Origin of the sequence: Neobacillus sp. NPDC093127 (assembly GCF_044754175.1) — a bacterium.
In the GTDB taxonomy this organism is placed as follows: Bacteria; Bacillota; Bacilli; order Bacillales; family Cytobacillaceae; genus Neobacillus.
This window is the reverse complement of record NZ_JBIVOP010000058.1, coordinates 1-2,332: the sequence shown is the minus strand read 5'-3', so window position 1 is coordinate 2,332 and position 2,332 is coordinate 1. Positions and strand designations below refer to the sequence as shown.

General features: G+C 34.2%; 2 protein-coding genes and 1 pseudogene. All 3 read left to right on the top strand.

Features of this window, described 5'->3' with window-relative positions; all coding sequences use genetic code 11:
• The first annotated feature begins 196 nt into the window (after nt 1-196).
• The 3 genes and pseudogenes from ACIQCO_RS28095 (at nt 197) to ACIQCO_RS28085 (ending at nt 1,535) form a co-directional block, all read left to right on the top strand.
• Nucleotides 197-601 (top strand): DNA-directed RNA polymerase subunit alpha C-terminal domain-containing protein, encoded by a 405-nt coding sequence (locus tag ACIQCO_RS28095; RefSeq protein ID WP_400435448.1) that lies wholly within the window; start codon nt 197-199, stop codon nt 599-601.
• Between the two features lie 586 nt (nt 602-1,187).
• Nucleotides 1,188-1,358, top strand: a pseudogene (locus ACIQCO_RS28090) (CPBP family glutamic-type intramembrane protease); the annotation flags it as partial.
• Nucleotides 1,359-1,373: 15 nt separating this feature from the next.
• Complete coding sequence (locus ACIQCO_RS28085; RefSeq protein WP_400435445.1) at nt 1,374-1,535, top strand: hypothetical protein; 162 nt, start codon at nt 1,374-1,376, stop codon at nt 1,533-1,535.
• Nucleotides 1,536-2,332 lie beyond the last annotated feature (797 nt).

The window sequence follows — 2,332 nt, the reverse complement described above, 5'->3', positions numbered from 1 at the left end:
TGGTTGGCATAAAGATGGCACCTCCTTTGATTGATACGTCTATCGTACCGGAGGTGCCGACTCGTTTATATGCGTTATTTGATTACGGGCTTACATTCGACTAACAAGGCAGGGAGTTCGAATAATTGTTAAAGAAACTTTTAACAAGATTTGTCCGTCAAATTAGAATAAATATTATCGTGGCAGGTGTTGTTGAATGTATGAAAATAAAATTGGCCTTTGGGTTAAAAAGAAAGGGCGTGTGCAAAAGCAGTTGGCCGAAAAATGCGGAGTGTCCCAGCAGACTTTTTCAAGCTGGGTCAAAAATCAAACGCATCCCGGTTTAACCCAGGCAGCTATTTTGAGCAGAGAACTAAACCTGGATATCGGGGATTTAGTCGGTGAAGTGGAAGAAAAAAAGGATCTTCGTAAAATGTTTATCGATGAATTAGAGTACTCGCAGCGGGTCTTTACTATTTTGAAACGCAACGGAATAAACACTGTGGGAGATCTGATTGACTATGATTTAGGCAATCTCCGGAAAGCAGGTCCGAAAGCAATACATGAGGTGGAGGTTAAATTAGAGAAAATTAGAAAAGAAATTGAGGGAGATGAAAAGTGAAATTTCCCCTTCCTCGTAGCTGATGTTTGAACGCATTAGAAGTAAATCTTCAAAGAATGTCAAAAAAATAAAATAGGTTTATAAGGGGTATAAGCGACCGAAACCGAGAAAATGTTGCAAGTTCGGTAGCTTATAAGGGTATAAGCGACCGAAACCGGGAAAATGTTGCAAGTTCGGTAGCTTATAAGGGGTATAAGCGACTTCACGGTCACAATAACCAACAGATAGTGACCATTCAGAAATTTTTTAGAAGTTAAGGTTACAATTTTCTCCAATTACGACATAATAGTGGTAACTTATTACTTACTTCTGACCACTTACTACATCATTTCCGAAACTTATAACATTAGCTGGGAATTTACTAGAAATCCATTTGAACTCAAGTGACTGACTACATAGTTTGAGCCAACTGCGAAGTAAAAGGTGTACCTAGAATGAACTAGAGATTTTTTTCAAAAAATAGTTACAAAGTCATATTTTCGAAAGGATTTTTAAAAATTAATAAAGAATTAATATATATATTTAGGTCTTTTATCATAGGAAGGATGGTTTTATTGAAAGCATCATCAGAACCAAAAAATGAAACATCACGTCTAAAGGGATTTCTAGTATCTCATCCGTTAAGCTCATACTTTATCACTTTGCAACCAATTTTCCCATCTTTACCGTATGTTGCATAGCGATATCGATTATTCTGACCTGGATATATAACAAAAAGCAAGGAAATCTGTTTAGTGTGATGCTCGTTCATGCAAGTATAAATACGTTTAGTATGATACAACCATATGCTACAAATCCTTCTTTGAAAGATATGGATATATCATTCATGATTGTATTTGTTTTATTGGCTCTAATTGCTCTCATCTCCACTCGTGGTAAGCTTGGATATGATAAATATTCTTATACAGGACTTGCTGAAAATGTAAATACCTGAAAATAGCATTTAGTTACCGTTCTTGATTCAACAAAAGCAGAATGTATTGAAAAAATAGATGATAGGACGAAATATAGATTTGCCTCCGATACCATAGATCCGGTTTTTTTAGAGGCTCTGTTATTATTCATTGTTGATATTCGTGTAGATATGAGAATTCATAGGCGGAGAATTTCCGTCTAATGTATAAAGTAGAAGCTTAACAAGCAGATATAAACGGAGAAATTCCGACTAACTGCTCTAAATAAGAAAAAATCCAAAGGTTTGGATAATATAATCGGAAAAACTACCTTTATTTTTAAGGAAATATGTGTATTTCCCAATTTAAGCGGAATTTTACCGTTTATTTTTCAAACACAATGAATCAACATTCAGTTATAACAGAGCTTTTTTAAAAGAAAACTCTCTTTAGTAAAGGGAGTTTTCTTCTTGGCTTTTGGATTATATTAAAACTCAAAAAAATTTCTTGAGGGGAGAAGAAAAATGAAAATAGGAGGAAAATATTTTGGGTTGGCGTACTCTTATTTTTGATAGGATTTTATTTTTTCATCTTTTTTCATTGGATTATTATCGGCACATTAATTGCATTATTTGGAAGCTTTTTAATCGCGATTAGCTTTTACTATCCTGAGTCTAATGGAGGTAGAGGAATAAAACATTAGGTATGTAAATAACGACTTAGTTTGTGAATTAATGTTATTAAACTACCATGAAAATTAACTTCTGTAATAAAGTGAAAAAGGCAATACTGAAGAAGACGCAGCTCATTCGTTTTTTTAAAAAGGGGAGAGCGCCAA